The organism is Micromonospora xinjiangensis, from assembly GCF_056150165.1.
Genome location: NZ_JAXCFO010000001.1, coordinates 796,560 through 822,978 on the forward strand (window position 1 = coordinate 796,560; position 26,419 = coordinate 822,978).

Consider the following 26,419-nt stretch of genomic DNA (forward strand, 5'->3'; position numbering starts at 1 on the left):
CCTGCGCGACTACTACCGCGCTGCCGTGTGATCTTGTGTGGGTGTCGACCTGGATGAGTGACGCGAACGACGTGCTCGCGCCGCTGCTCGGGCTGCCGACCCTGCCAGTGGTGGACTGGCCCGACTCTGACGAGGTTGGCGTCCTGCACTGGAAGACCCGTGGGCTGGTCGAGTGGGCGCAGGGACGCCCCTTCGTCTGGGTCGACGACGAGATCTCCCACGCCGATCAGGAGTGGGTGCGGACTCATCACCACGGTCTGGCCCTGCTGCATCGGGTCGATCCACGTCGCGGGCTGACCGAGCGCGACTTCATTGTCATTGAGAGCTGGCTCATGCGGGCGCGGTAGGGCGAGCTCGATGCTGTCGCGGTCGCCATGCTTGACGGCCGTCTAGCCACTCGGGACCGACGTTGGCGAACGGTGCACCGGAACGGGGCGCTGGCAGCCCGGCCGGGCTCCTCTACGGGGACGGAACGCTCGGAAGCAGGTCGTCGTCGCGTCCGGTCTGGGGTAGCCCGGCGGCAGCCGCGATGGCCTCGACGGCCTCGTACAGGGTGGTGGTCTCGGGTAGGACGAGTTCGTCGGGCCAGCCCAGGACGTCGTGAGCGGCGTACCAGCCGCTCATGTGCTCGGCGGTGAACTCACTGGCCTGCGGGCGGGTGAGGTGCCGGCGCAGCGTCTCGGCCAGGGACACGTCGAGGTAGCAGAACAGCGACCGCCCTCGGTGACCGTCACGCAGGGCCGTCAGCATGCTCCGGTAGCGGCTGCTGTGCATGATGCCGTCCAGCACCACGTGATAGCCGTGGTCGAGGGTGAACCGGACGGTCTGCGCGATCAGCGCCGGCGCGATGCCGCCGGGCAGGTCCCGCTCGCGCAGCACGATGCGGCGCAGGTAGTCCTGCTCGACCAGGGCGCAGCCCCGGCCGTGCCGGCGCCGCAGCTCCCGGGCAATGCTGCTCTTGCCCGAGCCGGAGTTGCCCCGAATGCAGACGAGGATCGTGTCCGGGCTGCCAGTGGGTTCAGCGAGCACGATGCACCCTCGGGTTCACTCGTTGCGGACCGTGAGGTCGAGGACGTCGATGGTCAGCTCGGTGAGGTCAGGAAGTTGGTCCCGGCCGACGGTCACGCCGCGCAGGTTGTCGAGGGACGTCTTGAGCCCGTGGAGGCGGCTGCCCCGCAGGTCTGTGCCGACGAGGTGGCAGGAATCCAGTTCCAGGCCAGCGAGGTCACATGACCGCAGCACCAGGCGAGGTAGCCGGCAGGAAGACCACGCGCCGTTCGTGAGAATGCAGTGGGTGAACGCGACCGAGCCGGCGGCGGCGACGCGCTGGAGGGTGGCGTAGTCGAAGCGGCAGCCGTCGAACAGGACGTCCTGGAGGCGTACGTCGGTGAGTCTGGTGCCGGTGAACCGTGAGCCGGTGATGGCGCAGCGTTCGATGGTGATGCCGGTCAGGGTCGCGCCGGAAAAGTCGGTGCGGGTGATCTCGCAGCCGTAGAGGCTGCCGGCTTCCCAGATGCTCTCGCTGAGGTCCACGCCAGTGATCAGGCTGCTGCGGATGCTGGCGTCCTCAAGTTGCGCACCGTGCCACGCTGCGCCCTCGACGAGGGCCTCGGTGAGGCCGTCGGCCAGGTCCGTCGTGTTGTCGAGGTCGTCCGGGTCGAGGTCCGGCAGCAGGACCTTCACGTCGCCGATCGTGGTGGTGCGCATGTGTCCTCAACCTGTGTGGGCGCGGGGTGGGCACGCCACCCCGCGCGTTCCGTGGCGGGGGCTACTTCTTCTTGTTCCAGTTGTCCCAGCCGGGTCGGCTGTCGAACTTTCCTCGGTTGTCCCAGGTGGGGCGGTTGTCGAACTTCGCCGCGTCGATTGACGCTACCGACCGCTCCGGGTTGACGCCCAGGCGGGCGAGCTGTTCGGGTGCAGCGTTGACGAGGGTCGCCAGGGCGTTGGTCATGGTGCTCCTCCTTGAGGAGTGAGGTGATCCGCGGCGGCGCGGACGAGGGCTTGACGGGTGTTCCGGCAGTAGGTGGTGTCCCGGGCGGCGAACGTCCCGTGCTCGAAGTAGCGGTTGCCGGCCTGGGCGCCCCGGCAGAACTCGTAGAAAGCGCAGTGATCGGCGCAGTCGTTGAGCGCGGTAACGAATTCGGCGACGTAGCGCAGGTCGCCGGCGCGGGCAAGCATGGCGGTGATCGGCTCGTCGAGGACATTGCCGGCGATGAAGTCGCCGTATCGCGGCTCGGTGATGCCGAGCAGCTCCGGTGACAGCAGCACCACCTGCCCATCCCAGGAGACGGTGGGGATCGGTTCGTACGGGGCATGGTCGACGTGTCCAGCGCGGGTGGCGGCGAGGTAGTCGGCCAGGCGGTCCACGTCGCGAATCCGCAGCGGGCTGCCGCCGACCCGGCGCTTGATGAGGTGCTGCCAGAACCGGTAAGCAGCGTCCTCTGGCACCGCCGCCCGGTCGGCGCCCTCCTGCTCTTCGATGTTGAAGCCCACCGACTCGCAGCCGGGCAGGCCGGTGAAGAAGTCGACGAGGGCGTCCGCGTGGTCGATGGTTTCCGGTGTGACGACGCAGATCACCGAATACTTCAAACCGGCGTCGGCCAAGGCCTGCATACCGTGCAGGGTTCGGGTGTCCGTCCGGTTGCCGGCCAAGTCGAGGCGGTTACGGTTCAACACGCCCGGCCCGTCAATGCTGACCCCGACCTCGAACCCATAAGTACTGAACAGCTCGCACCACTGTCGGTTGATCAGCGTGGCGTTCGTCTGGATCTCATGACGCACCATCCCCGTACGCCGCAGCTCCTCGAACGGGGCCAGCAGATCCCGAAACAGGCCGATGGGTGTGGCGGTGGGTTCGCCCCCGTGCCATACAACGCTCACCGGATGACTGCTGTTCTGCTGCGCGATCGACTCGGCGCACCCCTTCGCCACCGTATCGCTCATCAGGCGGCGGGATTTGCGGTCGGGCAGGTAGCAGTAGGTGCAGGAGAGGTTGCAGAAGCTGGTCGGCTGCACGACCAGGGTGTGGAAGGTGCTCGCGATCGCCGGTTGACCGTTCGCCTTGATGACGCCGATGCCGTTCACAGTGACGTCTCCTCGCCTTGGGTGGCCCCGATCGTGTTGACCCGGTAGGCGCGGGTGTACCGGGTGGGCCAGCTGAGAAACCGGTCGAACATGTCGGCCGCGCTGCCCGTCTCATTGGGATTGAGCCGGTGCAGATCGTCGATCGCGTCGTGCAGGCAGCTGGCCAGGTAAAGGAACAGGCTCACCAGACTGCCCTGGTACTCGGCGAGGAGAGCGAGTTTCGCCGCCCCGCAGGGCCACGGCTGCCCGCACCGGCGGCACAGCCACAGCGGGCGCAACGGCAGATGCTCCACCGGTGCGGGCGCGACCCGAAGGGCCGGAACGTGAGGCTGCTCCCGGGTCATCGGCGATCGCCTTCTCGGGCCTGCTGCTCGAATAGCCGACGCCAGACGTGGGTGAGCAACGGCGGATCAACAGACCGCGCCTGCTGCCGCGGGAGAACGTGCGCAAGAGGTTCAGGTCGCCAGGACTGGTCGGCCCTCGCATTGATCGAGACGTACACCGTCATTTCGGCGCTCCCATTCGAGCCGGTGAGCGGTGGGCTCGCCGGGGGAAAGGCGAGCCCACCGCCGCACCGCGGCGGCTGGGAGCAGCCCGCCGATCACTCACCCACGCAGCCCCCATGGCAGTACGCAGGCGAGGCCTCAGCCGCACGTGTAGAGGTGCGTTACACGATGGGGCCGGCCGACGTGCCGGGGCATACCCTTGCCGTCCAGTGGTCCCGTCGTTCATATCGAACTCCCTGGCGTGAGGCTGCGATAGGGTGCCGGCCGTCTACTCACCAAAGCGGCGCACCGGCACGATCAGGTTCGCTCGACAGGCACGGCGATGGGGATGTCCTGGCGGTGCACTCACGGTGCACCTGCAAGCACGCCGAGTGCCGTTACGATCGTCCGGCTGACAACTGTCGCCACGGGAAGGACGTGCGATGGCCGCAGTGACGACCTGGACCGGCCGGGAAGCAAACGCGCTACGCCGGGCGTTGCGGATGAGCGTCACCGGCTTCGCTGAACACCTGGGCGCGGCCCGACGGACGGTGGCCAAGTGGAGCAGCCAGGGCGACAAAGTCCGCCTGCGGGCCGACATGCAGGCGGCCCTCGACACGGTGTTGGCGCGGGCCACCCCGGACGTCCGCGAGCGCTTCGAAACGCTGGTGAAAGCAGGTACCAGCGGTGCACTTGCGGATCACGCGACGATGCCCGCCACCGCCACGCACCTCCATACTGGCGAAGGCGGCATTCACGACTTCGACTCGGACGGCGACGTGCGGCGCAGAGACCTCCTGGCAGGCGTGACGATCAGCGGCATGGCCCTGCCGAGCGCCGCACCCCTGCTCAACGCACTGGTCGCACCACCCTCTCGAAACACCGAGTCAGTTGCCCTACCGCTCCGGCAGTTCGCTCGAGACGTCGCCGCAGCCAAGACGGACTACCAGGCCTGCCGGTACGAGCAGGTTCTCGCCGGGCTCGTGGCCCTGTTGCCCGCCCTGGAACCGACTCGCGCGGAGGCCGAGGGCGAGCAGCGAGCGCAGGTCGACGCCCTGGCCAGCGACCTGTACCACGTCGTCGGCAGCGTGCTGCTCAAGGTCGGTGACAAGGGCATGGCTCTGGTTGCCGCCGAACGCAGCACCCGCGCCGCCTCGATCAGTCAGGACCCGGTGGCGATGGCCGCCAGTGCCCGGATCATGACCCACGCCCTCATGAGCAACGGCCACAGCAATCAGGCACGGCAGCTCGCGGAAGGCGCGGCCGAGACCCTTCGACGCGGCACCCGGCTCGCCTCGACCGACGCGATCGCCGTCTACGGCGCGCTGCTGCTGCGCGGTGCTATCGCCGCAGCCCGTGACGACAACCGAGACAGCGCACAAGCCATGCTCGACGAGGCCTCCCACGCCGCCGGACGACTCGGCTACGACGGCAACGACCGGTGGACCGGGTTCGGTGCCACAAACGTCCTGCTGCACCGCGTCAACATCGCGCTGACCCTCGGCGACGCCGGCACCGCGATTGCTCTCGCCCGCAAGGTGCCGCTGGACAAGATCGACCTCGCCGAACGCAAGGCCTCCCTGTTCGTCGACGTGGCACGCGCCTACACGCAATGGGGTCGCTACGAGCACGGCCTGAACGCGCTACGCAGCGCGTATGAGGTGGCCCCACAGGAGATCCGGTGCAGGCCAGCGGTGCAGCGCATCGCCAGCGACCTGGCAGTCCTCACCCACGGGCACGTCCGCACCACCGTCATCGACTTCGCCCAGCAAGCCGGGATCCACGTATGACTCGCCGCCACCTACAAATCGTCGTCTGCGCTGCCGGGCCCGCCACAGACGTGACACGACTGATCACCACCGCAACGCAACAATCCTGGACAACGGCCGTCGCGGCCACCCCCAGCGCCCTCGACTTCCTCGACGCGGATGCGATAGAGCGGCTGACCGGGCACCCGGTCCGATCCACCTACCGGTCGTCCCCCGGCAGCCGCCGCTCGCTCCCCGCCGGAGACGCGCTCATCATCGCCCCCGCCACCTACAACTCCCTCAACAAGATCGCCCTCGGCATCGCCGACAACTACGCGATGACCACGGTCGCCGAGTTGATCGGCCGGCAGGTGCCGACCGTGGTCGTCCCATTCGTCAACGCCGCCCTGGCCGCCCGCGCACCCTTCCAACGTGCCGTGGCGAACCTCCGTGGGGAGCGCGTCCGGGTCCTTCTCGGGACCGACGACGGATGGGAGCCGCACCCGCCCGGCGGCGGCAACAGCCGCCAGAAGGCATTCCCGTGGGCGACGGCGTTCGAAGCGGCGACCCGGCTGACCGGCGAGGTGCCGGCCGGCAGTACTGATCGCAGCTGAGTCCAACGAGACGAATCAGGCCCCGAGGTCGGCGAGCCGCCGGGCCTTGCCGTCCTCGGGCAGCCTCCACACCTGATCATTGGGCCAGTGGCGACACAGCATCTCCCTGGTGGTCACCGCAATCTGCGGTCGTAGCGGATCGCGAACCAGGTCGGCCAGCAGTTGCTCTCCCCGCTCGGCGTCCTGAGCGATGATCAACACCGCCCCGACGGGCACCACTCAGTCGGTACGCCGATAGCCGGTCAGCAGCCCACTCAGTCCCGACGTCCGCTTCTCCCGCTCGGCGATGGCGTCGCCTACCGGGCCCCGGTCGACGTGCACCAGGAACCGCAGGCATCGGCCGTCCTCCAGCCAGATGCCGTACCCGTCGGCTCGCAGCTGTGCCAGGTCGGGCTGGCGCAGCCATGCCGAGGTCTCCATGGTCGCCAGCCACTGGAACAGCTCACACCATCCGGGGTTCCGCCGCGACACCTCGATCAACGGCAGGAACAGCAGCGCGTCTGCCGGACTTGGTCGACTGCGATCGAGCTGCAGAGGCACCGGCCGCCCCGAGGCCACCAGGTCGCCGCGAAGCACCTCGGTCCCTTCGGCCGTCACCTCGTACCACCGCGTGTGCCACGTCCAGCGTCGACGCCAACCCGTGCTGCGCTCGCCCCACGGGTTCGGGTGGCTTGTGTCCACGATCACGGCACGGCGTCCATGGCTTGCCGGAACCGTCCAACCGCTTCCGAGCACCTAGCGAGCACCCAGTCATTGGCGGAGACACGAGAAAGGCCCTGATCCGGCGTGAAACGCCAGGTCAGGGCCTTGATTGTTGGTGCGCCGCCAGGGACTCGAACCCCGAACCCGCGGATTAAGAGTCCGCTGCTCTGCCAGTTGAGCTAGCGGCGCTCGCTGACAACGGGGAGCACGCTAGCACGACCCCGGACCGGCACCGCCGGCCACCGCCCCCTTGCCGTCAGGGCCGGATCACCACCCGCCGACCGCGCAGCTCACCCTGTTCGAGCATGCGGTGCGCCTCCCCCACCGCCGACAACGGCAGCGGCACGATCCCGCGCGCCGACAGTCTGCCGGCGGCGAGCATCCGGTTCACCGTCCGGGCGGCCTCGGCCAGCTCCGGGACGGTGGCGTGGGAGATGACGAAGCCGATGACGGCACGGTCGTTCTGGTAGAGCGCGCCGACCGGCAGCACCGGCCGCGAGGCGGCCCCCGCGAGCAGCACGATCCGCCCGCGCAGGGCGAGCAGGTCGACCACGGACTCCAGTTCGTTGCGGCCGGAGGTGTCCAGGTAGACGTCGATGCCGTCCGGGCAGGCCGATCTCAGCTGCCCGACCAGGTCGGGGGCGCGGTAGTCGAGCGCCTCACTCGCACCGCTGCACCGGCAGTGGTCGAGGTCCGCCGCCGAGGCGGTCGCGACGACGCGCGCGCCGGCCGCCGCGGCGAGCGTCACCAGGGCGGTGCCGACGTTGCCGCCGCCACCGGCCACCACCACGGTCTCCCCCGGCCGCAGCCGGCCGTGGACGAACAGCGCGAGGTACGCCGTGGCGGCCGGGTGGAGCACGGGGACGGCGGTGGCCGGGTCGACACCGGCGGGCAGCCGGTACAGGCGGTCGGCGGGCACCGCGGCCTGTTCGGCGGCGCTGCCCTGGCGGCCCTCGTACCCCAGGCTGTTGCACCAGACCAGCTCGCCGGTCTGGAGGCCGGCGGCGCCCGGTCCGACCTCGGCCACCCGGCCGACCAGGTCGCGGCCGACCACGAAGGGCAGCGGCAGCGGCGTGGCAAATGCTCCGGAGCGGACGAAGGTGTCCACCGGGTTGACGGTGGTGGCGATCACGTCGACGAGGACGTCAGTCGGGCCCGGGCGCGGTGCGGGCAGTTCGCCGAACCGGATGTCGGCGGCGGACCCGGGACGCTCGATGTACGCGGCTCGCATGGCCTCATTCTGGCCGGCCCCCGATGGCCGCCGCTCCGTTGCGTAAAACGCGAAAGGCCCCGGCCCGAACATCGGACCAGAGCCTCGATCGCTGGTGCGCCGCCAGGGACTCGAACCCCGAACCCGCGGATTAAGAGTCCGCTGCTCTGCCAGTTGAGCTAGCGGCGCTCGTTGGCAACGGGGAGAACCTTAGCACGGCCCCGGAGTGGGGTTCCAATCCGATACCCGGCTCCCCCCTTCGGGCGAGCTTAACGGGCGAAAGCACCAAAAGCCCCAGGTAGCTCGCGCGCGGGCGGTGGCGGCCCGCCGGCATGCGGCACGATGTCCGCCAGGCACGCGAGAACAGAGGTGGGGATGGGCAGGTTCACGCGGGTCAAGGCGTTGGTGGGCGCCGTGACCCTGGTGGCGTCGCTGGCACTGACCGGCTGCGGCGACGGCGAGAAGCCGTCGTTCGTCGGCGGCGCGTCGCCGAGCACGAGCGTCGACGCGGCGACGGGCAACGCGTCGGAGCCGGCCACGCCGGCCGGTCCGCCACTGCCGGTCACCCCGGCGGACGGGTCGAAGAACAAGCCGGTCAGCACCGAGATCAGCGCCGAGCTGCCGGACGGCGCGAAGGTATCCGAGGTCGCGCTGGTTACCGCCGACGGCAAGCCCGTCCAGGGCAAGCTGCGCACCGACGGCTCGTCGTGGGTGCCGAACACCCCGCTGAAGTACGGCACGAGCTACACCGCGACCGTCACCGCCACCGGCCCGGACGGGGCGACCCGGCAGGGCACCAGCACGTTCACCACCATGAAGAAGCCGAAGTCGACCATCGGCTCCGGCCTCTACCTCTTCGACGACAAGACGTACGGCGTGGCCATGCCGGTCGTCGTCGAGTTCCACCCCGGCATCCCCAAGAAGGACCGGGCCGCGGTGCAGAAGCGGATGTTCGTACGGACCGATCCGCCGCAGCCGGGGGCATGGCACTGGGTGTCCAACGGCAGCCAGGCCTACTACCGGGCCCCGGAGTACTGGAAGCCGGGCACCACGCTCGACGTCCGGATCGCGTTGGCCGGCATCCCGCTGAGCAACGGCCGCTACGGTGACGTCGACCGGAAGGCCACCGGCAAGATCGGCAGCTCGTTCGTGATGAAGGTCGACAACGCGACCAAGCGGATGACGGTGTACGAGAACGGCAAGGTGGTCCGCACGATGCCGGTGAGCCTCGGCAAGAAGAGCACCCCCTCCTCCAGCGGCACCATGGTGGTGATGGAGAAGAAGGAGAAGACGGTCTTCGACACCCGCGACGATCCGGACCCGGCGAACCGCTACGTCACCGACATCGAGTTCGCCCAGCGGCTCACCTGGGGCGGCGAGTACATCCACGCCGCGCCCTGGTCGGAGCACGTGCAGGGCCGGCAGAACGTGTCGCACGGGTGCGTGAACGTCTCCACCGCCAACGCCCGGTGGCTCTTCGAGAAGACGAAGATCGGCGACCCGATCACCATCAAGGGCACGGAGCGTCGCCTGGCCGCCGGCAACGGCTGGACGGCCTGGAGTCTGAGCTGGGCGGAGTTCGTCAAGGGCAGTGCCCTGCCGGTGCCCGACGGCGGAGCCGACCCGCTGCTCTGACCAGCGTCCTCCGGCGCCGGCTCGCACCCTCGCGGCCGGCGCCGGAGGCGTAGGCTCGCACCCTCACGGCCGGCGCCGGAGGCGTAGGCTGGTCAGCCGGCGGCCTGACGACGGCGCGGCCGCCTCTTCGGCATGAAGCGTTCTCGCAAACCGCGAATTCTAGCAACAATCCGACATCATGTCGCCGGGTGTTTCGTTTCACCCCCGGCAACGGGTACCAGTTCTGGTGCGTCTAAAGAGACGATGGCTTGTGCGGGGACCACAACTGTGAGGGAAACATGCGAGCTGACCAGGACAAGCTGACCCGGCGCCGCCACGGCCGGCCCGTGGGGCGGCGCCGCGCGCTCGCCGCGGCTGTTGTCGCCGCGTTGGCGTTCACCGCCGGCTGCACCGATGGTGGCGGCGGCAAGCCGTCGTCGTGGCAGGGCTCCTCGGAGGCCCCGCCCCCGAAGGCGTCGGCCACCATCAGCGAGCCGCAGGCCGACGCCAAGGACGTGCCGGCGTCGACCGGGATCACCTTCGCGACGAACGACGCGGTCGACACGAAGATCGAGCTGAAGGACTCCAGCGGCGAGGCGGTGGAGGGCAAGCTCGCCGCCGACGGCAAGACCTGGCTCCCCTCCGGCGTCCTGAAGTACGGCGAGACGTACACGGCGACCGTGACCGCCACCGGTGACGACGGCCGTCCCGCCACCGCGACGAGCACGTTCACGACCATGGCGAAGCCCGGCAAGCAGATCCGGGTGAGCAGCTTCCTCGGTGACGGCCAGACGGTGGGCGTGGGGATGCCGCTGATCGTCAAGTTCAGCCGCGCCGTCCCGGAGGACTACCGCGACGACGTGCAGCGGCGGATGACGGTGACCTCGGTGCCCGCGCAGGAGGGCATCTGGCACTGGGTGAGCCCCACCGAGATCCGCTACCGGCCGAAGCAGTTCTGGAAGCCCAACAGCAAGGTGTCGTACCGCGTGCAGGCCGGCGGCCTGCCGATGGGCGACGGCTGGTACGGCCGCGCCGACCTCACCGTGGACATCAACATCGGCCCTTCGCTGATCATGACGGTGGACAACAGGACCAAGCGGATGACCGTCACCCGCAACGGCGCGGTCGTGAAGACCATCCCGGTCAGCCTGGGCAAGAAGAGCACGCCGTCGTCCAGCGGCACGATGGTCGTGATCGAGAAGCTGCGCAAGACGGTCTTCGACACGTTCGAGGAGCTCGGTCCCGAGGAGGGCTACCGGACGAAGATCGACTACGCCCAGCGGCTCACCTGGGGCGGCGAGTTCATCCACGCGGCCCCGTGGTCGGAGGGGCAGCAGGGCAGCGTGAACGTCTCGCACGGCTGCGTGAACGTCTCGATGGCCAACGGCGCCTGGCTCTTCGCCAACACCCGGATCGGCGACCCGATCACCGTGAAGGGCACCGAGCGCAAGCTCCAGAACGGCAACGGCTGGACCGACTGGAACATGAGCTGGGAGGAGTACGTGAAGGGCAGCGCCATTCCGTACGAGCCGCCGGCCGAGCCCGACACCGCGGAGAGCCCGGACCCGGACACCAGCGCCAGCGCCGGCACGACCAACTGAGCGCGCCTCCCGCAGAGCGACACGAGGGCCCCCTCCGCACGGAGGGGGCCCTCGGTGTGTGTGGACCACGGGCGCGCGGCGGCCGGCCGCGAAACGACTCAGGCCCCCTCGGGAGGGGGCCTGAGTGCCGTGGACGCGCCACGTGCTGGGGTGACTGATGGGAATTGAACCCACGACAACCGGGACCACAACCCGGTGCTCTGCCAACTGAGCTACAGCCACCACGCCGCCGGCCCGGTCGAACGCCCCGGGCGGGTGCGGACCAATAATAGCCCCCTCCCGGGCGACCGCGTCCAGCGGGTTGCACCCGCCCGCGGAGACCGGGCCGCCGGGCCGCGGGACCACGCCGTGCAGCCCCGTCGCGGAGACCCGGCCGCCCGGCCGCGGCGGGCCGCCGGGCGTCAGAGCCCGGCGGCGATCGCCTTGGCGCTCTCCACGTCCGGGCCGGGCAGCGGCACGAAGATCGTCCGCCGGTAGTACTCCAGCTCCCGGATGCTCTCCCGGATGTCCGCCAGCGCCCGGTGCTCCAGCCCCTTCGCCGGCTGGCCGAAGTACACGCGCGGGTACCACCGCCGGCAGAGTTCCTTGATCGAGGAGACGTCGATCATGCGGTAGTGCAGGTGGTTGTCGAGCCGCGGCATGTCCCGGGCGATGAAGCCGCGGTCGGTGGCGATCGAGTTGCCGCACAGCGGCGCCGTACGCGGATCCTTGACGTACGTGCTGACGTAGTCCAGCACCCGGTCCTCGGCCTCGGCCAGGCTGACGGTGGAGCGGCGAACCTCCTCGGTCAGGCCGGACTTCGCGTGCATCGTCTGGACGATCTCCGGCATCGCGTCCAGGGCGGCGTCGTCCGCGTGGATCACCACGTCGACACCGTCCCCCAGGACGTTGAGCTCGGGATCCGTGACCAGCGCGGCGACCTCGATCAGCTTGTCCCTGCCGAGGTCCAGCCCGGTCATCTCACAGTCGATCCAGACGAGAAGATCAGCCACCGGCACAGACTACGCGCAGCCCACGTGTCGCGGCTGCGGGCTCCACGCGGACCAGCCCGCTAGGGTTTCCACCGTGCCACCCGAACCCGTCGCACCACCTGCCGTCACCGACGACGACCCCGGTGGCCGTACGGTCCGTCGCCTCGTCACCGTGGTGGCGCTGGCCGCCGTGCTACCCGCTCTCTACCTGCCGGGTCGGGTCCACGACTTCTTCGACCTGAAGATCTACATGCGGGCGATGCGGTGGTGGGCGGACGGAAACCCGCTCTACGACTACGTCCAGCCGGACCGGGTCCAGGGCGAGCTGTACTTCACCTACCCGCCGTTCAGTGCCCTGCTGTTGCGGCCGTTCGCGCTGATCCCGCTCGGCGCCACCGTGGCGATCTTCACGATCCTCACGGTGCTCGGCGTCGTCGTGACCACCTGCTGGCTGCTCGGCCCGATGATCGGCCGGCACGGCCTGCCCCGCGTCTTCACGGTGACGGTGGCGGTGCTGCTCGTGCTGGGGGTGGAGAGCACCCGGGAGACGATCACCTTCGGCCAGATCAACATGCTGCTGGTCGTGCTGATCCTCGCGGACCTGCTCTTCGCCGTACCGCAGGCCCGGCGGTGGGCCGGGGTCGGCATCGGGCTGGCGACGGCGCTCAAGCTCTTCCCCGGCATCTTCATCGTCTACCTGCTGGCCTGCCGGCGATGGTGGGCGGCGGCGGTGGCCAGCGCGACGGCCGCGGCGGCGACCCTGCTGGCGGCGGCCGTCGCGCCGAACGACTCGTGGCGGTTCTGGACCCACGAGCTGTGGGCCACCGACCGGGTGGGACGCACCGACTACACCGGCAACCAGTCACTGTTCGGCCTGCTGAGCCGCTTCACCGCGCCGGAGAAGCCGGGTCGCGTGTTCTGGCTGCTGCTGGTGGCGGCGGTGGCCGCGTACGGGTTGTGGCGGGCGGCGCGCGCCGCCCGGGCGGGTGACCACATCGCCGGGCTGACCCTGACCGGGCTGGTCGGTGGGCTGGTCAGCCCGATCACCTGGACCCACCATCTCTACTGGTTCATCCCGGCCGTGGTGGTGCTCGCCGACGCGGCCCTGCGCACGCCCCCGACCGGCGCCGGCCCGTCCGGCGTGGACGGCCCGTGGCGGCGGCGCTGGCTGGTCGTACTGGCGGTCGTCACCGCCGCCGTGATCATCTACGGTGTCGTCACGTTCCAGGACTGGGGTGTCGCGCCGGTGCGGACGGACACGCCGGACGAGTTCCTGGTCCGCAACGCGTACGTGCTGCTCAGCCTGCTGTTGCTAGCCGCGTTGCCGATCCGGCGGGTCGACGCGCCGGATGAGGTGACCCGGCCGCCCGCCGAGCGCGAGAAATTGCACCAAATGGACAGAGGCCCCGAGTAACCACCATCAGCGCTAATCTGACCTCACCTACCTCACGGACAACTCGGGTAGCGGCACCGATCCCCCGGTGGAGAGCGGCCCTCCGCGTCGGCAGCGCGGAGGGCCGCTCGGTGTCAACGGCCGGCCGTCAGACCGACCGCCGGTCCCCCTCCGTCGGCTCCGCGGGCCGGCCCCGACCGTCCACCGACAGCGGGTGCGCGGTGGCCTCCGGCTGCGCCGGCGGCCAGGCCAGCGTGAGCGTCACCTCTGGCGGCCGGACGACGTCCCCGTCGCGCCCCGGCGTCATCGCTCCCTCGGCGGGGCCCTCGCCGTCGACGAGGTCCGCGAGGCTGGCCGGCCGGCGAGCGGGCACCGCGCCGATGGCCGACCGCCCCGGCGCGCCCGGTCCCACCGCCACGAGCTGGCGTTGAGCGACCGCCGCGCGGTCGCCGGCGCCGCTCGGCTGGGCACCCAGGCCGCTCAGGGAACTGACCCCGAGCCGGCCGGCGAGCACCGGCACCTGGTCCGGCTCGACGACGAAGACCACCTCACGGGGGCGCACCGGCCGCACGAGCAGCAGGGCGAACGTCACCAGCAGCACGCCGGCGGCCAGCAGCCCCCAGGTCGCGGGCGCCGCCCAGCCGGCCGTCAGCTCCGCGCGCAGGTCGAGGGCGAGGTCCGCGCGGCCGTCCGGGCGCATCACCACGAGGCTCAGCGCGGGATTGGTCAGGTCGTCGGGAGTCCATTCGAGGGCGCCGAGCCCCTCGCGTACCCACATCGGATGCCCGACGGGAGTGGGCCCGGCGGCCGTGTCCTCCGGCCCGGGCCCCGCGGTCCGCGCCGCGGGCGCCTCGCCCGCCGGGTCGAGCCGGACCGGCAGCGGCCCGCGGGCCGGTGCGACGCGCCGCACCGTCGCGTGCGGTACGCCCTCCAGCCAGCGCCGCACCTCCTCCGTCGGCGCCAGGCCGAGGAACGCCGGACCCTCCGTCGTGCGCGCCTCCAGCCGCAGGCGGGTGTCTCCGATCCGGGTGAACGGCATCTCCCGCCGCAGGAGCCGGTCGAGGTCCGTCACGACCACCGCGTGGCCCGACGTCTGCACGGCCTCGAAGCGGGCCGTGAACGCCCCACTCGGATCGGCGTGCCGGGTGACGAGCCACAGTGTCGCCCCGGCGAGCAGTGTCGGAACACCGATGATCAGCAGCAGCATTCCGGCGAACGCGCGCACGAACCGCATCCGTTCCGTCCCCCTCCGTAGCCAGACACCCGGTCGACCTTACCGACGTCGGCCCGCCGATCAGCGGATATCCACGGCACGCGATCGCCAGGAACGGGTGTGGGCCCGCCGGAGGTCCGGCGGGCCCACACGACGGGGTACGGGTCAGGCCTTCGCGGCCGGCTCCCGACGGGTCCGCGAGAACGCGAGCCCGCCCAGCGCCAGGCCGGCGAGCCCGGCGACCAGGCCGGCGATGCCGAGCCCGGTGGCGAGGCCGTTCCCCTCGGCCTCGTCGTCGTCATCGTCGGCCTCCGGCGCCGTGGCGGCGACGGGAGCCGCCGACGGGGACGCCGACGACGCCGGGGCAAGGGTGAGCACCGGCGCCGGGCTCTCCGGCTCCTCCCCACCCGGGGTCGGCTCCTCGATCCACCGCGACACGTGGCCGTCCGAATAGGTCTGCAGCGTCTTGAAGACCATCGTGTCGACCTGCGGCAGCGGCCCGAGGGAGACCGGGAATTCCTGGAACTGGCCCGGCTTGATCGCCGCGTCGCCGGTCGCGGTCCAGGTCAGCTTGGAGACCGCCTCGGTGATCTGACTGCCGTGCACCTCCAGCGGGGGGTCGACCTTGCGCTTCTCCACCGCCACCGTCCACCCCGGCACGGGCATCGTGGAGACCGAACCGACCGGGGCGTTCTCCGGCAGCACGACCTCCAGCTTCGTCGTCGACGCCGTGTCGCTCTCGTTCGGCACCCGGAACGCGATCCGGCCGTAACCGCCCTGGGTCGCCTCCTTCGGGTTCACCGTGACGTGGGCCGAGGCGGGTGCGGCGAAGCCGAGCACCGCGGTGGCGACGACGCCGAGCGCCAGGGCGGCGGCGGTCGCGGTACGCCGGGTACGGATCATGGGTTGGACCCTCTCTAACGGATCGGCACGGTGGCGGTCACCGTGGCCTGGTCGATGTCGGACGTACGGGCGGTCACCTTCAGCTGCCAGTCACCGGAGGCGGGCAGGTTGATCTCGCCGGTCGCATGGTTGTCGGTCAACGGCAGCAGCGGGATCTCGATGGGTTCGATCCCGGCCGACGGCAGTGACGCGGTCGCCTTCCACTCCACCACCGGCTGCGGCCGGTTGTCCTTGGTGTACGCGTACAGGTGCATGGAGTTGTTGCCCCGCTCGGCCGGGTCCAGCTCGACCTGGACGTTGAGCAGGGTGCTGCTGAGCGTGGTGCTGAAGTAGCCGGCGGACGACTCGGCCACCTCGGCGGCGGTGCGGGCCGGCGGGGTCTGCACGAGGGTCGCGGTGACGCCCAGCACCACCGCGGTGACCGCCAGCTCCACCCAGACCGCCCGCCGGACGGGCGCCGGCCGCCGCTCGGCGACGCGCCGGCGCACCAGTTGCCGCGAGTAGGCGGCCACCGCCATCACCAGCACGAACAGCCCGATCTTGGCCAGCAGCAGCCGGCCGTACGTGGTGTTGACCAGCGCAGCCGGGGTGGCCACCTCGATGAGCCCCTGCACGACGCCCGCGAGCAGCAGCGCCGAGACGGCCAGCGCGGCCCAGCGGGACCAGATGGGCAGGATCGCGCCCAGTTCCCGCTCGTCGGCGCGGCGCAGCAGGAACGCGGCGAGCATCAGCAGGCCGCCGAGCCAGACCGCCATGCTCCCGAGGTGCACCGTGTCGACGACCACGGAGACCGCCGGGGCCGGCGACGCGGCCGGGTGCCCCGCCAGCGGCCAGGTCACGAGGGCGGCCGCACCGAGCACCGCGAGGATGATCGCGTCCGCCCGGCCGATCGGGCCGGCGAGCAACGGGCGGAGCAGGAAGGCCGCCGCGGCGAGCAGGCCCAGCCGGACCAGGTGGGTGGCGCCGAAGGTGCTGCCCAGCACGCTGCTGAACCCCTCACCGCTCACGTCGAGGAGCCCACCACCGCCGGTGTACGGGACCTGCAACCACAGATCGGCGACGGTGGCGAAGGCGACCAGGCCGAGGCCCGCCCACGCCAGTCGGGCCGGACCGCGCCGGCTGAGCCGCCGTGGCCAGAGCGCGGCGAGCACCAGCGCCGGGCCGATCAACAGCACGAGGCCGGCGTACCCGAGGTATTTGGCGACCTTGACCGCGGTGCCGACCACCGGGTCGGCCCGACTGGTGTCGCCGTTGTCCACGGGCGGCGGCGACGGGGCACCCACCGAGTAGGTGAACGCGCCGGAGACCGGGTGGCTGTCGGCCGAGATCACCCGATAGCTGACCAGGTAGGTGCCCCGCTCCCCGGCCGGGTCGACCGGGATCGTCACCACGGCACCCTGGAAGGACGGCTCGCCGCGGTCGGCCCGGGAGCCGTCCGGCGCGATCACCCGGATCTTGTCGGGCACCTTCCGGACCGACTCGCTGAAATTCAGGACCACCTCGGCTGGCCCGCTCGGGACGACCGCCGAGGCGGCGGGGCTGGAGTTGACGAGCACCGCGTGGGCGCTCGCGGGAGAGGCCGGGGCGATCAGGAGGGCGACGGCGGTCACCAGCAGGCCGGCGGTGGCGCAGAACCGGGCGAGCCAGCGGCGAGGGGCAGCGGTCATGGCGATCATGCTTGCCGACACCACGGGGTCACGGCCACCCCGCCTCACCCGCGCCCCGGAGCCAGCGCCGGGCCGAGTCGCGGCGACGCGGCGTCCCCGCTGACCCGGCCGAGCGCCCAGAGCAGGCCGGCCTGCACCACGGCGGCCAGGTGGCCGGCCTCGTGCACCAGCGCGGTCGTGGAGTTCGCGATGTCGACCGCGCTCGTGCCGGCCAGGCAGACCGCCAGCACGAACGCGACCGGCACGAACGCGCGGGCGCGCTCGGGACGCCAGGCCGCCAGCGCGAAGCCGACGGCCAGCGCGACGTCGAAGGAGGCCATCTCCCGGCTGGTGTGTGGGTCGAGGCTCACGCCGAAGCCGCCGAGCAGGACCGGCAGGGCGACGGCGAGCTGGGCGACCGCGGCCACGGCCACGGCCACCCGGAGCACCTGCCGCCGGGCGCGCCGCGCCGCCGCCCGCGCGGTGCCGGCGGCGAGCGAATCGGCCGCCACGGCCGCCAGCACCGACGCGGTCAGGTCGGGCACCTCCACCGTCGGCACGCGGACGAGTCGGGTGACCTCCTCGGCGCGCGCCAGCCAGGCCCGGCATCCGGCGCACCCCAGCAGGTGCGCGTCCAGCACCACCGGCTCCGTCTGCGGATCCTCCCCGTCCAGCCGTGCCGACAGCGCCGCGCGTACGTCGTCGCATGTCATGAGGGGGTAGTCGGCCCGGGTACGGGAAAAGTTCCCGGCGTGGCGCAGGCCATGGAAGAGTCCAAGGACCCTCACGGCCGCTCACGCGGCGCGTAACCTGGGTTGTCGTGATCCCCGCCCCGCGCGACGCCACCGCCGGCCCCGCCGAGGCGACCGGCGCTGCGCGGGATCCGGCCACCGACTGGGCGCTCGCCGCCCGCGGCGGTGACCCGAGGGCCCAGGCCGCGTTCGTCCGGCTCACCCAGCCGGAGGTGTGGCGGTTCGCCGCGGCGCTGGTGGATCCGGACAGCGCGGACGACCTGACGCAGGAGACCTACCTGCGGGCGTTCCGGGCGCTGCCCGCGTTCGAGGGCCGCTCCAGCGCCCGCACGTGGCTGCTCGGCATCGCCCGCCGGACCTGCGCCGATCATCTGCGGACGGTGGTGCGCCGGCGGCGGCTCGACGCCCGGCTGGCCGCCAACGCGCACACCGACCGGCCGCACCCGGACCCGGCCGGGCAGCTCGGCGCGGCGGACCTGGTGCGCCGCCTGCCCCCGGAACGGCGCGAGGCCTTCGTGCTCACGCAGGTGCTCGGTCTCTCCTACGCCGAGGCCGCCGCCGTGGAGGGGGTGCCGGTGGGCACGATCCGGTCGCGCGTGGCCCGGGCGCGGGACGACCTGGTCGCGGCGGTCGGTAACGCCCTGGCCGGGTGACCGGGCGGAACTTCCGGCGAAGGCGGAGCGACTAATGACCGTGACAGCACCGAGCACGCGGGCCCCGGCGTGGCCCGCCGTCCGGCCCTGGGTCGGCACCGCCGCCCGGCTCGGCCTGGCCGCCGTCTGGCTGCTCGCCGGGGCGTCGAAGGTCGACGACCTGGCCGCCTCCGGCCGGGCGGTGAACGCCTACCAGATCCTGCCGTACGACGTGTCGACGGTGGTCGGCGCCGCGCTCCCCTTCGTCGAGCTGGCACTGGGCGCGCTCCTGCTGCTCGGGCTGGCCACCCGCCTGAGCGCCGGCATCTCGGCGGCCCTGCTGGTGGTCTTCATCGCCGGCATCGCCTCGGCCTGGGCGCGTGGCCTCTCCATCGACTGCGGCTGCTTCGGCAGCGGCGGGCAACTCGCCGAGGGGCAGGCGCCGAGCTACCTCCCGGAGATCCTCCGGGACCTGGGATTCCTGGTGATGGCGGGATTCCTACTGATCTGGCCCCGTACGCCCGTCTCCGTGGACGGCTGGCTGACGGGCGCACCCGTCGTGGAGGACGAGGATGAGTAGTCGCAAGGGGCAGAAGGGCGCGGCCCGCGTCGTCCAGCAGCAGCTCGCCCGGGAGCGGCGGCGACGGCGCACGCTCTGGGTCTCCGTGGCGGCGGTGGCCGTCCTGCTGATCGCCGGCCTGATCGGCTGGGGCGTCTGGTCCAGCCAGCGCTCCGACGAGTTCACCGCCCCCCGCAACACGGCGGAGGGCGGCACGGGTGCGGTGGTGGGCTCCGGCCCGGTGACCGTCGACATCTACGAGGACTTCCTCTGCCCGGTCTGCAAGCAGTTCCAGGACACCACCGGCGCCACCATCGACCAGCTGATCAGCGAGGGCAAGATCCGCGCCGTCTACCACCCGGTGGCGTACCTCAACCGCTTCTCCACCACCGAGTACTCCACCCGCTCCTCCGCCGCCTCCGGCTGCGCGGCGGACGAGGGGAAGTTCGCCGAGTACGCCAAGGCGCTCTACGACCGGCAGCCGCCCGAGGGCAGCGCCGGGCTCACCGACGACGAGCTGATCGACATCGGCGCCGGCGTCGGGCTGAACCGCGACGCGTTCGGCTCCTGCGTGCGCGACGGCACCTTCACGGCGTGGACCGAACACGTCACCGACACGGCGAGCCGCAACAACGTCACCGGCACGCCCACCGTGGTCATCGACGGGGAGCAGGTCGCCGACCGCAGCCCGGACGGGATCAGGGCGGCCGTGGAGGCGGCCGGCAGGTGATCCGCACCCTGTTGAGCCGGGCCGGGCTGGTGGCCGCCGCCGCGGTGGCCGCGACGCTCGCCACCGCCGCCCCGGCCGCCGCCCACGGCGCCGACGCTCCCGACGGCACGGACTACCGCACCACGGTGACCGGCATCTCCCCGGCCCGCGCCGGCCTGGAGATCCGCACCGTCGAGGCGGGCGCCCGCCTGGAGATGACCAACCACACCGGCCGGCCGGTCGAGGTGATCGGCTACTCGGGCGAGCCGTACCTGCGCGTCGGCCCGGACGGCGTCTACGAGAACACCCGCTCCCCCGCCACCTACCTCAACCGCACCATCGCCGGGGACACGACGCTCCCGCCGGAGGCCGACCCGGCCGCCGAGCCGTCGTGGCGGAGGGTCGCGGACGGGTCGAGCGTGCGCTGGCACGACCAGCGCGCGCTGTACCGGGAGGCCGCGCCGCCCGCCGTGACCCGGGCCGCCCCGGACCGCGAGCACCGCATCCGTGACTGGGCGATTCCGTTGCGCGACGGCGCCGAGCCGGTGGAGATCCGCGGCACGCTCGACTGGGTGCCACCTCCGGACGCGTACACCTGGTGGGCCGTGACCGTCGTCGGGCTGCTCGCGGTCGGCGCGCTCGGGCTGCTGCCCGCAGCCTCCGCGCCCGGTGGGCCGGCGCTCGCCGCGCTCGGCGCGCTGCTGGCCGCCGGTGGCCTGGCCGCGGTCGCCTACACGGTGGGGCGGGAGCTGGACGCCGGCGCCCAGGGGATCGGCGGATTGCTGCTGGGCCTGCTCAGCGGGCAGCTCTGGGCGCTGCTCACCGGCCTGGGGGCGATCGCGGCGGGCGGGTACGCCGTCGCCCGCCGACCCGCCGCCGATTTCACCGTCGCGCTGGCCGGCGCCTGCCTGGCGCTCTTCGCTGGTGTGGCGAACGCCGCCGTCTTCTCCCGCGCGGTCGCCCCGGTGCCCTGGCCGGCCACCTCCGGGCGGGTGCTCGTCACGCTCGTCCTGGTCGCCGGTGCGGGCGCCACCGCCGCTGGCGCCCTGCGCCTGCACGCCGCCCGCACCCCGGCGGCCGACGCCGCCCCGGAACCGGCCCCGTCCCCGTCCTGACCCGGGCGGCGGCCCGGGCCGGCGGCACCGCAGGTCAGGGGCGGGCGGCGGCCCGGGGGTCGAAGCCGTAGGGCAGCTCCAGCCGGTGCCGGGCCAGCAGGTCGGCGTCGGCGAGCAGGTCGGCGGTGGGGGCGTCGGCCACGATCCGGCCCCCGTCGAGGATGACGGAGCGGTCGCAGAGCTCCGCGGCGTACGGCAGGTCGTGGGTCACCATGAGCATCGTCACCGGCAGGGCGCGGAGGATCTCCGCCAGCTCCCGCCGGGCCGCCGGGTCGAGGTTCGACGACGGCTCGTCGAGCACCAGGATCTCCGGGCGCATGGCGAGCACGGTGGCCACCGCCACCCGGCGGCGCTGCCCGAACGACAGGTGGTGGGGGGCGCGGTCCCGGTGCTCGGCCATCCCGACCGCGGCGAGCGCCTCGTCGACCCGCGCGGCCAGCTCCGCGCCCCGCAGCCCCAGGTTGGCCGGGCCGAACGCCACGTCCTCGCCGACCGTGGGCAGGAAGAGCTGGTCGTCCGGGTCCTGGAAGACGATGCCCACCCGCCGCCGCACCTCGGCGAGGGTGCCCCGGTCCGGCGTGACGGTCAGCCCGCCGACGCTCACGCTGCCGTCGGTCGGGGTCAGGATGCCGTTGAGGTGCAGCACCAGGGTGGTCTTGCCGGCGCCGTTCGGGCCGAGCAGGGCCACCCGCTCGCCGCGCGGCACGGTGAGGTCCACGCCGTGCAGCGCCACGTGCCCGTCCGGGTACGCGTAGCGGACCCCACGGATGTCCAGGCTGGGTGTCGTCGGCTGCACGTCCCCGATCATGTCAGGACGACGGCGGTGGCGGCGATGGTGGCCGCCACGACCGGCACGGTGGCCGCGACCAGCCACTGCCCGGCGGTGGCCGCGCCCGCGCCCTGCCACACCGCGGGCATCCGCCCGGTGTAGCCGCGGGAGAGCATCGCCAGGTAGACCCGCTCGCCGCGCTCGAAGGCACGCAGGAAGAGCGCCCCGACACCGGCCGCGAAGCCGCGCAGCTGCCAGAGGAAGCGCGGGTCGTCGCCACGGGAGACGCGGGCGATCCGCATCCGCCGCGCCTCGCCGACGAGCACGTCGAGGTAGCGCAGCATGAAGGTGGCTATCTGGGTGAGCAGCTGCGGGCAGCGCAGCCGGTCCAGGCCGAGGATCAGGTCGCGGGTGGTGGTCGTCGCGGCGAGCAGCAGCGACGCGAGGACGCCCAGGGTGCCCTTGGCGAGGATGTTCCAGGCGCCCAGGAGGCCGTCCACGGAGAGGTGCAGGCCGGCCACGCCGACCCGCTCCCCCGCGCCGAGGAACGGCAGCGCGAGCGCGAAGAGCACGAACGGCAGCTCGATGAGCGCCCGGCTGAGCAGCCAGCCCGGACCCACCCGGGCCAGCGCCGCGACCACCGCCACCAACAGGGCGTACGCGCCGAAGGCCCAGAACGCCTCGCGGGGGGTGGCCACCACCGCGACGGTGAAGACCACCATCGCCACGATCTTGACCTCGGGGGGAAGCCGGTGCACGGGCGAGGTGCCCTCGCGGTACAGGACGTGCGCGTGACCGGCTCCCACCGTCGTCAGCTCCGGGTGGCCGGGCCGGTGGCGGCGCCCGTCGTGCCGTCGCCGGCCGTCGAGCCCACCGCGTCCGGCGCCTCGCCGGTGCCCGGCGTCGCCTCGGTGCTCGGGGCGGGCGAGCGGCGCCGGGCCAGCCAGAAGACGCCCGCGCCCACGGCGAAGGTCAGCAGCACGCCGAGCACGCCGGACAGGCCGGTGGAGAGGAAACCGTTGTCGACGCCGCGTACGCCGTAGTCGGCCAGCGGGCTGTCGGCCAGCTCGTGGTCCTTGGCCTGCTGAGCCGGGCAGCTGCCGCCGGTGATGTTGTGCTCGGCGTCGACCGTGCACCCCTTCAGCAGGGAGGAGTCCAGCCCGTCCGGGTGCGGGGAGGCGTAGTTGCTCACCACCCCGGCGAGCAGCAGGGCGACAAGCAGCCCGCCGACGACGAACGCCCAGGGACGCTTGTTCACCGGACACCTCCAGCCACCGGAACGGCGGGCGCGGCGGCGGGGCGCAACCCGCGCAACGCGTAGACGAGATCGGGGCGCACCTTGGCGACGGTGACCACCGTGGTCGCGGTGATCAGACCCTCACCGATGCCGATGAGCAGGTGGAAGCCGGCCATCGTGCCGGCCAGGCCGGCCAGGTTCCCGCCGAGGTCGGTGGTGCCGCCCAGCCAGTACTGCACCACGAAGCCCTGGGACGCCACCAGCACGCTGAGCAGGGCGGAGACGAAGGCGGTCACCGCGAGGCCGGCGGGCGTACGCGGCAGCACCCGCAGCAACAGGGCGATGAGCAGGTACGCCGCGGCGGTGCCCAGCAGCGCCATGTTGGTGATGTTCAGGCCGAGCATCGCGACACCACCGTCGCCGAACACCAGGGCCTGCACGACCAGCACGACCGCGACGCAGAGGGCGCCGACCCAGGGGCCGACGAGCATCGCGGCGAGCGCCCCGCCGAGCAGGTGGCCGCTCACGCCGGCCGTCACGATGGGGAAGTTGAGCATCTGGACGGCGAAGATGAACGCCGCGACCAGGCCGGCCATCGGGGCCAGCCGGTCGTCGAGGTCACGCCGGCCCCGCAGTACGCAGACGGTCAGGGCGGCCAGGGCGAGCGCCGCGAAGATCGCGGCGACCGGACCGTTGATGATCCCGTTGGAGATGTGCATCGCCAGGGTTTCCATGCGACCTCCCACGCGCCGGCGGGCCAGTCCTCGCCAGCGGAGTCAGACTATTTCCCGCGCCTCTCAGTTGCCAAGGTGTGGCAACAAGCATGGCTTTGATCACGACACCACGGTGCGCCGGGACCCGCCCGGCGGCCGGGGCCGGCGGTAGGGTCGGGGCCATGACCGACCGCCTCTCCCCGGGTGACCCGGCGCCCGAGTTCACCCTCCCCACCGACACCGGTGACACGCTCTCCCTGGCCGACCTCCGCGGTCGGCGCGTCATCCTCTACGCCTACCCGGCCGCGATGACCCCCGGCTGCACGAAGCAGGCCTGCGACTTCCGCGACTCGCTCGCCTCGTTGCAGGCCGCGGGCTACGAGGTGGTCGGCATCTCGCCCGACAAGCCGGAGAAGCTGGCGAAGTTCCGCGAGCGCGACGCGATCACCTTCCCGCTCGTCTCCGACACCGACAAGGCGGTGTTGACCGCGTACGGCGCGTTCGGCGAGAAGCAGCTCTACGGCAAGACGGTGACCGGCGTCATCCGCTCCACGTTCGTCATCGACCCGGACGGCAAGATCGAGCGCGCGCTCTACAACGTCAAGGCCACCGGTCACGTCGCCAAGCTCCGGCGCGACCTCGGCCTCGACTGACGGCCAGGCACCGGCGGGGGCCGCGGCGGGGGTCGAAACGCACCCGCCGCCGCATCGGCATCGGCGCCGCTTCGGGGCCGATGCCGAGGTCGGCGCCGCGGCGGGGCCGGCACGGCGGCGGATCGGGACCGATCAGACGCCTCTGCTTCGACACCGTCTCGGCCGTTGGCTCTAGACTCAGCACGCACGCGGGAGTGGCGTAACGGCAGCCGCGGTAGGTTTAGGTCCTATTGTCCGTAAGGACGTGGGGGTTCGAATCCCCCCTCCCGCACCAGCAGCGGCTGTAGCGCGCGTCACGATCATGCGCGCGCCGCGACCCGCCGGGGCCAGGATGGCGGGCGTGACCCTGCGCTTCGTCCTCGACCCCGAGCTGACTCCCGAGCTGCGCGAGCAGATCGTCGCGCTCTGGACGGACGTCAGCAACGCCGGCGGCGCCGTCGGCTTCGTCCCGCCGGTGACCACCGCCGACGTCCGCGCCCTCGCCGACCCGACGTTCGCGGGGATCGCCGACGGCCCGGACCGGCTGCTCGTCGGGTACGCCGACGGCCGGCCCGTCGCGGCGCTGATCTTCGCCGACAACCGGTTCGCGCTGAAGGCACACTGGTGCGTGCTGAAGCGGGTGATGGTCCACCCGGACACCCAGGGCCGCGGGTACGGGCTGGAGCTGATGCGGGAGGCCGAGCGGGTCGGCCGCGAGCTGGGCTTCGACGCGCTGCACGTGACCCTGCGGGACGGGCTCGGGCTGCACCACTTCTACGGGCGGCTCGGCTACCGGGAGATCGGCCGGCTGCCCGGCGCGCTGCGGGTCGCCCCCGGCGACGACCGCGACGAGGTCCTCATGTGGCTCGACCTCCCGCGCGACACGACCACCGGGCGGAGCAGCTAGGCCGGCCACCCGGTCCCCCGTCGTTGTCGCAGCAGGCCGGCGGCGATCGTGGTCAGCGACCGCAACGGCTCGGTGAGCTGCGGCCGGCCGCGCAGCTCGTCCTCCAGCCGGACCCGCCATCTCCCGGCCTCGGCGAGGCCGGGCTGCTGGTCGGTCGCCCGGCGCACGCGCTCACGCGTCTGGTCGAGCTCCGCCTGCCAGGACACGCCGAGCAACTCGCCCACCTCCGCGCTGAGCCAGCCGTAGAGATCGTCGTCGTGCACCGATCCCACGAAGACCCGGGCCGCGTCCCACGCCACCCGGGCCTGGTGCCGCACCGCCATCCCGCCACCTCCGGCCCGCCGCTACGACCATCATCGATCGCCTGCTCGGGGCCCACAAGGCCCGCTCAGACGCCCGCGGTCACCGAATCGCCGACGGCGAGCAAGCCGGTCCCGACGGGGACGAGGTGGAGTCCGAAGAGGAGCTTCTGCCGGACTCTGCGGTACCGGCCGAGGGTGCGCAGCGGCTCCCGGCCGCGTACGCCGGACTCCTGGTCGGTGGTCGTCACCACGCAGCGGTCGCACGGCCCGGCGGCGCGGAACGACGCCCCGCCGACGCGCAACGACCGGCCGACCCAGCCGTCCTCGGCCCACGCCGGTGCGCCCTCGACGACCAGGTTGGGCCGGAACCGGGTCATGGGCACCAGGTCCTCGCCGGCCTCGGCGAGCCAGTCGTTCAGGGCGGTCAGCGAGGCGGCGTTGGCCAGCAGCAGCGGGTACGCGTCGGCGAAGCTGACCTGGTCGCCGGTGTCGTGCTCCCGCTCGTGCGCGCCGAGGTGCCGGGTGGGTCGCGCCAGCCAGACGAGCCGGACCGGCCGGCCGAGCAGCGCGCCGAGCCACGCGTCGGCGGCCGGCCCCGCGGGCAGCGCCGCACCGGCGCCTTCCGGCTGCGGAACGTCCGCACCGGCACCGGCTGACCGCCGGCCGGCTCGGCCACGTCCAGGTCGGGGCGCCCCTCGGCGCGCAGCAGCAGACCGCCGCCCCGGGGCGTGGCGTGCAGCCCCACGAGGCGGGGGGTCTCGCGCTGTGTGACGCCGACGCCGTCGGCGTCGACCACCATCCACCGCCGGTCACCGGCCAGGCCCCACGGCTCGACCAGCGCTGCGTCGTGCTCGAGCCGGTGGCAACCCTTCACCGGGTACGTGTGGATGGTGCTCAGCCGCACCGGC

The 26,419-nt window shown here is 72.4% G+C and carries 29 protein-coding genes, 4 tRNA genes and 3 pseudogenes; 13 read left to right on the forward strand and 23 right to left on the reverse strand.

Translation table 11 applies throughout. From position 1 onward, the window contains the following. Nucleotides 1-17: 17 nt before the first annotated feature. Nucleotides 18-347, forward strand: a pseudogene (locus SM573_RS03775) (hypothetical protein); the annotation flags it as partial. Between the two features lie 112 nt (nt 348-459). Here the strand turns inward: SM573_RS03775 and SM573_RS03780 are convergent. From SM573_RS03780 to amcA (SM573_RS03805), 6 genes are all read right to left on the reverse strand, one after another. Next, entirely contained in the window at nt 460-1,029 is a 570-nt protein-coding gene (locus tag SM573_RS03780) for a kinase (RefSeq protein ID WP_474615475.1), read from the reverse strand. Between the two features lie 15 nt (nt 1,030-1,044). After that, nucleotides 1,045-1,707 (reverse strand): pentapeptide repeat-containing protein, encoded by a 663-nt coding sequence (locus tag SM573_RS03785; RefSeq protein ID WP_474615476.1) that lies wholly within the window; start codon nt 1,705-1,707, stop codon nt 1,045-1,047. A gap of 61 nt (nt 1,708-1,768) precedes the next feature. Beyond that, on the reverse strand, nt 1,769-1,951 hold the full coding sequence (amcA, locus tag SM573_RS03790) for a multiple cyclophane-containing RiPP AmcA (RefSeq protein ID WP_474615477.1): 183 nt from the start codon (nt 1,949-1,951) through the stop codon (nt 1,769-1,771). Then, nucleotides 1,948-3,084 (reverse strand): cyclophane-forming radical SAM peptide maturase AmcB, encoded by a 1,137-nt coding sequence (amcB, locus tag SM573_RS03795; protein ID WP_474615478.1) that lies wholly within the window; start codon nt 3,082-3,084, stop codon nt 1,948-1,950. The genes amcA (SM573_RS03790) and amcB overlap by 4 nt, the downstream gene beginning before the upstream one ends. Continuing rightward, entirely contained in the window at nt 3,081-3,428 is a 348-nt protein-coding gene (locus tag SM573_RS03800; protein ID WP_474615479.1) for a hypothetical protein, read from the reverse strand. Before SM573_RS03800 ends, amcB begins: the two co-directional genes overlap by 4 nt. Beyond that, complete coding sequence (gene amcA / locus SM573_RS03805) at nt 3,425-3,592, reverse strand: multiple cyclophane-containing RiPP AmcA (protein WP_474615480.1); 168 nt, start codon at nt 3,590-3,592, stop codon at nt 3,425-3,427. Before amcA (SM573_RS03805) ends, SM573_RS03800 begins: the two co-directional genes overlap by 4 nt. Before the next feature lie 420 nt (nt 3,593-4,012). On the opposite strand from amcA (SM573_RS03805), the gene SM573_RS03810 reads away from it, so the two are divergent. Beyond that, nucleotides 4,013-5,359, forward strand: coding sequence for a hypothetical protein (locus tag SM573_RS03810; protein ID WP_474615481.1), 1,347 nt, complete (start codon nt 4,013-4,015; stop codon nt 5,357-5,359). Continuing rightward, nucleotides 5,356-5,931 carry a flavoprotein gene (locus tag SM573_RS03815; protein ID WP_474615482.1) on the forward strand — a complete coding sequence of 192 codons (576 nt, stop codon included), beginning with the start codon at nt 5,356-5,358 and terminating at the stop codon, nt 5,929-5,931. Before SM573_RS03810 ends, SM573_RS03815 begins: the two co-directional genes overlap by 4 nt. Before the next feature lie 15 nt (nt 5,932-5,946). On the opposite strand, the gene SM573_RS03820 is transcribed toward SM573_RS03815, so the two are convergent. The 5 genes from SM573_RS03820 to SM573_RS03840 all read right to left on the reverse strand — a co-directional run bounded on the left by SM573_RS03820 (nt 5,947) and on the right by SM573_RS03840 (nt 8,032). After that, nucleotides 5,947-6,147, reverse strand: a complete 201-nt coding sequence (locus tag SM573_RS03820) for a hypothetical protein (RefSeq protein ID WP_474615483.1) — start codon at nt 6,145-6,147, stop codon at nt 5,947-5,949. Between the two features lie 3 nt (nt 6,148-6,150). Next, nucleotides 6,151-6,618 carry a hypothetical protein gene (locus SM573_RS03825; protein WP_474615484.1) on the reverse strand — a complete coding sequence of 156 codons (468 nt, stop codon included), beginning with the start codon at nt 6,616-6,618 and terminating at the stop codon, nt 6,151-6,153. A gap of 128 nt (nt 6,619-6,746) precedes the next feature. Continuing rightward, nucleotides 6,747-6,822, reverse strand: a tRNA-Lys gene (locus SM573_RS03830). Nucleotides 6,823-6,889: 67 nt separating this feature from the next. Next, entirely contained in the window at nt 6,890-7,864 is a 975-nt protein-coding gene (locus SM573_RS03835; RefSeq protein WP_474615485.1) for an NADPH:quinone reductase, read from the reverse strand. A gap of 92 nt (nt 7,865-7,956) precedes the next feature. Further along, nucleotides 7,957-8,032: transfer RNA gene (locus SM573_RS03840), tRNA-Lys, on the reverse strand. Nucleotides 8,033-8,218: 186 nt separating this feature from the next. On the opposite strand from SM573_RS03840, the gene SM573_RS03845 reads away from it, so the two are divergent. Together SM573_RS03845 and SM573_RS03850 are read left to right on the forward strand one after the other, a co-directional pair. Beyond that, entirely contained in the window at nt 8,219-9,478 is a 1,260-nt protein-coding gene (locus SM573_RS03845) for a L,D-transpeptidase (RefSeq protein WP_474615486.1), read from the forward strand. Between the two features lie 278 nt (nt 9,479-9,756). Further along, the gene (locus tag SM573_RS03850) at nt 9,757-11,058 is read left to right on the forward strand and encodes a L,D-transpeptidase (protein WP_474614733.1); all 1,302 of its coding nucleotides are present in this window, start codon (nt 9,757-9,759) and stop codon (nt 11,056-11,058) included. 146 nt (nt 11,059-11,204) lie between these two features. Here SM573_RS03850 and SM573_RS03855 read toward each other — a convergent pair. Both SM573_RS03855 and orn read right to left on the reverse strand, forming a co-directional pair. Further along, nucleotides 11,205-11,280 (reverse strand) — tRNA-His (locus SM573_RS03855). A gap of 179 nt (nt 11,281-11,459) precedes the next feature. After that, nucleotides 11,460-12,056: an oligoribonuclease gene (gene orn, locus SM573_RS03860; protein WP_474614732.1), complete on the reverse strand. Its 597-nt coding sequence runs from the start codon at nt 12,054-12,056 to the stop codon at nt 11,460-11,462. Nucleotides 12,057-12,123: 67 nt separating this feature from the next. On the opposite strand from orn, the gene SM573_RS03865 reads away from it, so the two are divergent. Then, the gene (locus tag SM573_RS03865; protein ID WP_474615487.1) at nt 12,124-13,443 is read left to right on the forward strand and encodes a glycosyltransferase 87 family protein; all 1,320 of its coding nucleotides are present in this window, start codon (nt 12,124-12,126) and stop codon (nt 13,441-13,443) included. Nucleotides 13,444-13,570: 127 nt separating this feature from the next. Here the strand turns inward: SM573_RS03865 and SM573_RS03870 are convergent. The 4 genes and pseudogenes from SM573_RS03870 to SM573_RS03885 form a co-directional block, all read right to left on the reverse strand. Further along, nucleotides 13,571-14,104, reverse strand: a pseudogene (locus SM573_RS03870) (hypothetical protein); the annotation flags it as partial. 696 nt (nt 14,105-14,800) lie between these two features. Continuing rightward, nucleotides 14,801-15,538, reverse strand: a complete 738-nt coding sequence (locus tag SM573_RS03875; protein WP_474612038.1) for a YcnI family copper-binding membrane protein — start codon at nt 15,536-15,538, stop codon at nt 14,801-14,803. A gap of 14 nt (nt 15,539-15,552) precedes the next feature. Further along, nucleotides 15,553-17,205, reverse strand: coding sequence for a copper resistance CopC/CopD family protein (locus SM573_RS03880; protein ID WP_474612037.1), 1,653 nt, complete (start codon nt 17,203-17,205; stop codon nt 15,553-15,555). 44 nt (nt 17,206-17,249) lie between these two features. Continuing rightward, on the reverse strand, nt 17,250-17,897 hold the full coding sequence (locus tag SM573_RS03885; RefSeq protein ID WP_474612036.1) for a zf-HC2 domain-containing protein: 648 nt from the start codon (nt 17,895-17,897) through the stop codon (nt 17,250-17,252). Nucleotides 17,898-18,004: 107 nt separating this feature from the next. Here SM573_RS03885 and SM573_RS03890 point away from each other — a divergent pair, with 107 nt between their 5' ends. The 4 genes from SM573_RS03890 to SM573_RS03905 are packed head-to-tail and all read left to right on the forward strand — an operon-like array spanning nt 18,005 to nt 20,951. Beyond that, nucleotides 18,005-18,589: a sigma-70 family RNA polymerase sigma factor gene (locus tag SM573_RS03890; RefSeq protein ID WP_474612035.1), complete on the forward strand. Its 585-nt coding sequence runs from the start codon at nt 18,005-18,007 to the stop codon at nt 18,587-18,589. A 34-nt stretch (nt 18,590-18,623) separates the two neighbouring features. Further along, nucleotides 18,624-19,148 carry a MauE/DoxX family redox-associated membrane protein gene (locus SM573_RS03895; protein WP_474612034.1) on the forward strand — a complete coding sequence of 175 codons (525 nt, stop codon included), beginning with the start codon at nt 18,624-18,626 and terminating at the stop codon, nt 19,146-19,148. Continuing rightward, nucleotides 19,141-19,857, forward strand: coding sequence for a DsbA family protein (locus SM573_RS03900; RefSeq protein ID WP_474615488.1), 717 nt, complete (start codon nt 19,141-19,143; stop codon nt 19,855-19,857). The genes SM573_RS03895 and SM573_RS03900 overlap by 8 nt, the downstream gene beginning before the upstream one ends. Next, a complete protein-coding gene (locus tag SM573_RS03905; RefSeq protein WP_474615489.1) occupies nt 19,854-20,951 on the forward strand; it encodes a hypothetical protein in 1,098 nt (365 codons plus the stop codon). Before SM573_RS03900 ends, SM573_RS03905 begins: the two co-directional genes overlap by 4 nt. Nucleotides 20,952-20,985: 34 nt before the next feature. Here SM573_RS03905 and SM573_RS03910 read toward each other — a convergent pair whose 3' ends face one another. From SM573_RS03910 to SM573_RS03925, 4 genes are read right to left on the reverse strand one after another with little or no spacing between them, the layout of a single operon-like run. Then, the gene (locus tag SM573_RS03910; protein ID WP_474612031.1) at nt 20,986-21,759 is read right to left on the reverse strand and encodes an energy-coupling factor ABC transporter ATP-binding protein; all 774 of its coding nucleotides are present in this window, start codon (nt 21,757-21,759) and stop codon (nt 20,986-20,988) included. Next, nucleotides 21,756-22,526, reverse strand: coding sequence for a cobalt ECF transporter T component CbiQ (gene cbiQ, locus SM573_RS03915; RefSeq protein ID WP_474612030.1), 771 nt, complete (start codon nt 22,524-22,526; stop codon nt 21,756-21,758). Before cbiQ ends, SM573_RS03910 begins: the two co-directional genes overlap by 4 nt. 5 nt (nt 22,527-22,531) lie before the next feature. After that, the gene (locus SM573_RS03920; RefSeq protein ID WP_474612029.1) at nt 22,532-22,978 is read right to left on the reverse strand and encodes a PDGLE domain-containing protein; all 447 of its coding nucleotides are present in this window, start codon (nt 22,976-22,978) and stop codon (nt 22,532-22,534) included. Continuing rightward, complete coding sequence (locus SM573_RS03925) at nt 22,975-23,691, reverse strand: energy-coupling factor ABC transporter permease (RefSeq protein ID WP_474612028.1); 717 nt, start codon at nt 23,689-23,691, stop codon at nt 22,975-22,977. Before SM573_RS03925 ends, SM573_RS03920 begins: the two co-directional genes overlap by 4 nt. Before the next feature lie 161 nt (nt 23,692-23,852). Here SM573_RS03925 and bcp point away from each other — a divergent pair, with 161 nt between their 5' ends. The 3 genes from bcp to SM573_RS03940 all read left to right on the forward strand — a co-directional run bounded on the left by bcp (nt 23,853) and on the right by SM573_RS03940 (nt 25,209). Continuing rightward, nucleotides 23,853-24,323: a thioredoxin-dependent thiol peroxidase gene (gene bcp, locus SM573_RS03930; RefSeq protein WP_474615490.1), complete on the forward strand. Its 471-nt coding sequence runs from the start codon at nt 23,853-23,855 to the stop codon at nt 24,321-24,323. A 188-nt stretch (nt 24,324-24,511) separates the two neighbouring features. Further along, nucleotides 24,512-24,597, forward strand: a tRNA-Leu gene (locus SM573_RS03935). A gap of 66 nt (nt 24,598-24,663) precedes the next feature. Continuing rightward, nucleotides 24,664-25,209 (forward strand): N-acetyltransferase family protein, encoded by a 546-nt coding sequence (locus SM573_RS03940; RefSeq protein WP_474615491.1) that lies wholly within the window; start codon nt 24,664-24,666, stop codon nt 25,207-25,209. On the opposite strand, the gene SM573_RS03945 is transcribed toward SM573_RS03940, so the two are convergent. After that, nucleotides 25,206-25,532 carry a hypothetical protein gene (locus SM573_RS03945; RefSeq protein WP_474615492.1) on the reverse strand — a complete coding sequence of 109 codons (327 nt, stop codon included), beginning with the start codon at nt 25,530-25,532 and terminating at the stop codon, nt 25,206-25,208. The two genes, SM573_RS03940 and SM573_RS03945, sit on opposite strands and share 4 nt — an antisense overlap. A gap of 65 nt (nt 25,533-25,597) precedes the next feature. Next, nucleotides 25,598-26,415, reverse strand: a pseudogene (locus SM573_RS03950) (MOSC domain-containing protein). Nucleotides 26,416-26,419: the final 4 nt, after the last annotated feature.

Excerpts from the sequence above, each read along its gene's own strand:
- SM573_RS03910 (WP_474612031.1), bottom strand. The coding sequence starts at position 21,759 with ATGATCGGGGACGTGCAGCCGACGACACCCAGCCTGGACATCCGTGGG.
- SM573_RS03850 (WP_474614733.1), top strand. The coding sequence starts at position 9,757 with ATGCGAGCTGACCAGGACAAGCTGACCCGGCGCCGCCACGGCCGGCCC.
- SM573_RS03925 (WP_474612028.1), bottom strand. The coding sequence starts at position 23,691 with ATGGAAACCCTGGCGATGCACATCTCCAACGGGATCATCAACGGTCCG.
- SM573_RS03895 (WP_474612034.1), top strand. The coding sequence starts at position 18,624 with ATGACCGTGACAGCACCGAGCACGCGGGCCCCGGCGTGGCCCGCCGTC.
- SM573_RS03885 (WP_474612036.1), bottom strand. The coding sequence starts at position 17,897 with ATGACATGCGACGACGTACGCGCGGCGCTGTCGGCACGGCTGGACGGG.
- SM573_RS03900 (WP_474615488.1), top strand. The coding sequence starts at position 19,141 with ATGAGTAGTCGCAAGGGGCAGAAGGGCGCGGCCCGCGTCGTCCAGCAG.
- amcA (WP_474615480.1), bottom strand. The coding sequence starts at position 3,592 with ATGACGGTGTACGTCTCGATCAATGCGAGGGCCGACCAGTCCTGGCGA.
- SM573_RS03835 (WP_474615485.1), bottom strand. The coding sequence starts at position 7,864 with ATGCGAGCCGCGTACATCGAGCGTCCCGGGTCCGCCGCCGACATCCGG.
- SM573_RS03880 (WP_474612037.1), bottom strand. The coding sequence starts at position 17,205 with ATGACCGCTGCCCCTCGCCGCTGGCTCGCCCGGTTCTGCGCCACCGCC.
- SM573_RS03875 (WP_474612038.1), bottom strand. The coding sequence starts at position 15,538 with ATGATCCGTACCCGGCGTACCGCGACCGCCGCCGCCCTGGCGCTCGGC.
- SM573_RS03810 (WP_474615481.1), top strand. The coding sequence starts at position 4,013 with ATGGCCGCAGTGACGACCTGGACCGGCCGGGAAGCAAACGCGCTACGC.
- SM573_RS03785 (WP_474615476.1), bottom strand. The coding sequence starts at position 1,707 with ATGCGCACCACCACGATCGGCGACGTGAAGGTCCTGCTGCCGGACCTC.
- SM573_RS03945 (WP_474615492.1), bottom strand. The coding sequence starts at position 25,532 with ATGGCGGTGCGGCACCAGGCCCGGGTGGCGTGGGACGCGGCCCGGGTC.
- SM573_RS03845 (WP_474615486.1), top strand. The coding sequence starts at position 8,219 with ATGGGCAGGTTCACGCGGGTCAAGGCGTTGGTGGGCGCCGTGACCCTG.
- SM573_RS03815 (WP_474615482.1), top strand. The coding sequence starts at position 5,356 with ATGACTCGCCGCCACCTACAAATCGTCGTCTGCGCTGCCGGGCCCGCC.
- SM573_RS03800 (WP_474615479.1), bottom strand. The coding sequence starts at position 3,428 with ATGACCCGGGAGCAGCCTCACGTTCCGGCCCTTCGGGTCGCGCCCGCA.
- bcp (WP_474615490.1), top strand. The coding sequence starts at position 23,853 with ATGACCGACCGCCTCTCCCCGGGTGACCCGGCGCCCGAGTTCACCCTC.
- amcA (WP_474615477.1), bottom strand. The coding sequence starts at position 1,951 with ATGACCAACGCCCTGGCGACCCTCGTCAACGCTGCACCCGAACAGCTC.